General features: G+C 39.5%; 3 protein-coding genes. All 3 read right to left on the bottom strand.

The window, feature by feature from the left end; genetic code table 11:
* A partial coding sequence (locus AC1DG9_RS25940; RefSeq protein ID WP_477635555.1) for a DUF5107 domain-containing protein occupies window positions 1–874 on the bottom strand: 874 nt, incomplete at its 3' end.
* A 60-nt stretch (window positions 875–934) separates the two neighbouring features.
* Complete coding sequence (locus AC1DG9_RS25935; protein WP_337716090.1) at window positions 935–2,281, bottom strand: sugar porter family MFS transporter; 1,347 nt, start codon at window positions 2,279–2,281, stop codon at window positions 935–937.
* Between the two features lie 60 nt (window positions 2,282–2,341).
* Window positions 2,342–2,585, bottom strand: a 244-nt coding sequence (locus tag AC1DG9_RS25930) for a glycoside hydrolase family 97 C-terminal domain-containing protein (protein ID WP_477635554.1), incomplete at its 5' end; no start/stop codon positions are given.

Raw genomic sequence — 2,585 nt, 5'->3', positions numbered from 1 at the left:
GCCCCCAGGTCCATTGTTTTTTGCCCGGTGAAACATGATGATACGCAACATGAAGTAAACCCGCCTCGGTATCATGTTCAAATCCTCCTACAAAATCATAATCAGAATTGATGGCCATATAAGAGGTCGGAACTGGAATATTCTTATACATTGATATATCAGTTCCTGGTGAGTAATCAACTTTGTAATAGGTACCAGTAGCAATTGGGAAGGTAGAGACATCTCGTTTTCCATGATCAAAAACGGCATTTACATCAGGAGGAAAAACAGATTGGTAATGATCATTTACCTTTACAGCCGGATTTGCCCACCATAAAAAGGTTTGTGGTAGCTCTGATCTGTTTAACAGCTTAGCTTTAATTTCAATATATGCTTTATCTGGGTGAAGGGTAAAACCAGCCATTCCCTTGGTATGAAACATCTGCTCAACCTCATTAACCCAAACAGTTTTACTGCCATCACTATTTTCTTCGAGCTTATAATCAATAGCATTAAAGGTGGTTGGTCTGTGATGCTGAGGCCAGTTAAATTCTATACCTCCTGAAATCCAAGGGCCTGTTAAACCCACTAATGCAGGTTTAATTACCTGATTATAGTAAATAAAATGTCTTTTCTTTATCTTGTCATATGCCATCTGAATGCGTCCGCCTAACTCAGGCAGAATCATCATTTTGATATAGTCATTTTCCAGAAATAACCCTGTATATTGTTTGTCGATCTTTTCGTCCAGTATTTTCTCTACAACAGGATTAGGATAAACAACGCCGCTGCTTCCCTGATAAATCCTCTTTTCAAAGAACATAGGGTTTTTATTGGGCTTACCGATGCCATAGGTAGGTATGGTAACCTGCTCTTCCCAGACGTTTACGCTCATGCTTTTCATTATAATAATATTTTAAATGCTTTAGTTTTATTTGGGTTGTTTAGGCGCTCGTTAGTGTCTTACAAAATTATCTTCAAGTTCTTCCAGTGTTTGTCCTTTTGTTTCTTTAACCCTGATTTTAATAAACAGAAAGCCTAAAAAGCATACCCCTGCATATAAATAAAAAGGCCCGAAGGTGCCTAGCTTTTTGGCTAGGATTGGAAAAGTGAAAACGAGGATAAAATAAGCACCCCATAAGGAAATAATTGCCACAGAAGATGCAGCTCCACGTATTTTATTAGGAAAAATTTCAGAGATCAGCACCCATGTTACCGGGGCTAATGAAATAGCATACATACTGATGGCAAGTAGTACAAAAATGGAAATCAGACCTGCAGGGAATTGGTTCTGCAGCAGAAACGCCAGCACAATGTACACTATCGACAATCCCAGTGAGCCGATAAGCATAAGTGGTTTTCTACCCAGCTTATCTACCTGCCACATGGCCAGTAGCGTAAAAATTAGGTTTACTGCTCCTATTGCTACTGTTTCAAACAGCTGCCTGTCCAGGTTTGCACCAACAGATTCAAATATCGTAGAGGTATAATTGAACACTACATTTATGCCACATAGTTGTTGAAAAACAGCCAGTATAATACCTACTATTACAGCCGGGCGTACACTCTTTTCAAACACCGCCTTGTAAGATTGTTTCTTAATCCCGACAAGTGATTTCTCTATATCGGCGAATGTTGAATTTACAAATGATTCGGAACCAAGTTTGAGTAATACCTCTTTTGCTTTTGCCTGCTGACCTGCTTTTACAAGCCATCTTGGGCTTTCTGGCAGCCATAAGACTCCTATTAAAAATATAAGTGAAGGAACTACTCCTAAACCAAACATCCAGCGCCATGCGTCAGACCCTGCATCGGCCAGGAAATAATTTACAAGATTAGTGATCAGGATTCCTATTACTACCGTTAACTGGTTAATGGCTACATTTCGGCCCCTTACCTTAGCTGGTGAAATTTCTGCGATATACATAGGGCACAACATAGACGCCATACCCACTCCTATTCCGGCCATAAAACGCATCACTACAAACAGTGTTAAAGTTGATGAAAAAGCGATGCCTATTGATGAGAGCGCAAAGATAAGTGCTGCTATCATAAGTCCCGGTTTACGCCCGTAACGATCGGCAATGTTTCCCGCAACCAGGCATCCGGCAATGCATCCTAGTGCCAGCGATCCGGTTAAAAAGCCTTCCCACCATGCATCCAACATGAATTGAGTTCTTAAAAAAGGCAATGCGCCTGATATTACAGCAAAGTCGAACCCAAAGAGGTAACCACCCAAGGCAGAAATAAAGGAGATTCCGATGATGTACTTATGATTAAAACTTATTTTCTCTATGCTCATTTAGGTTAATTATTTGGTAGGTTAAAATTGCTGGTTTTATTCTCTTGGTCAAATAGATTATTATTTCTTAAAGATGGACTTTTCTATCATTATTGCAGCACCTCCGCCCGAAGAAAGTTTAAGGTCTATCGTGGTGTTGCTGTTTACACTAATTGTTTTAAGTTCATACTGTGTAGCATTAACATTTGAATCTTTAGTGTCTGTATAAATTTGAGCGGTATAACTTACACCTGGTTTTAAAAAGCTGAAGTTTAGTTTAAGATTTCTTGGGGTCCAGTTGGTCATTGCACCTACATACCAGTTG

Source organism: Pedobacter sp. 05L430 (assembly GCF_056397585.1).
Note: the sequence above shows the minus strand (reverse complement) of the source record. Positions and strands in the feature narration are given on the sequence as shown.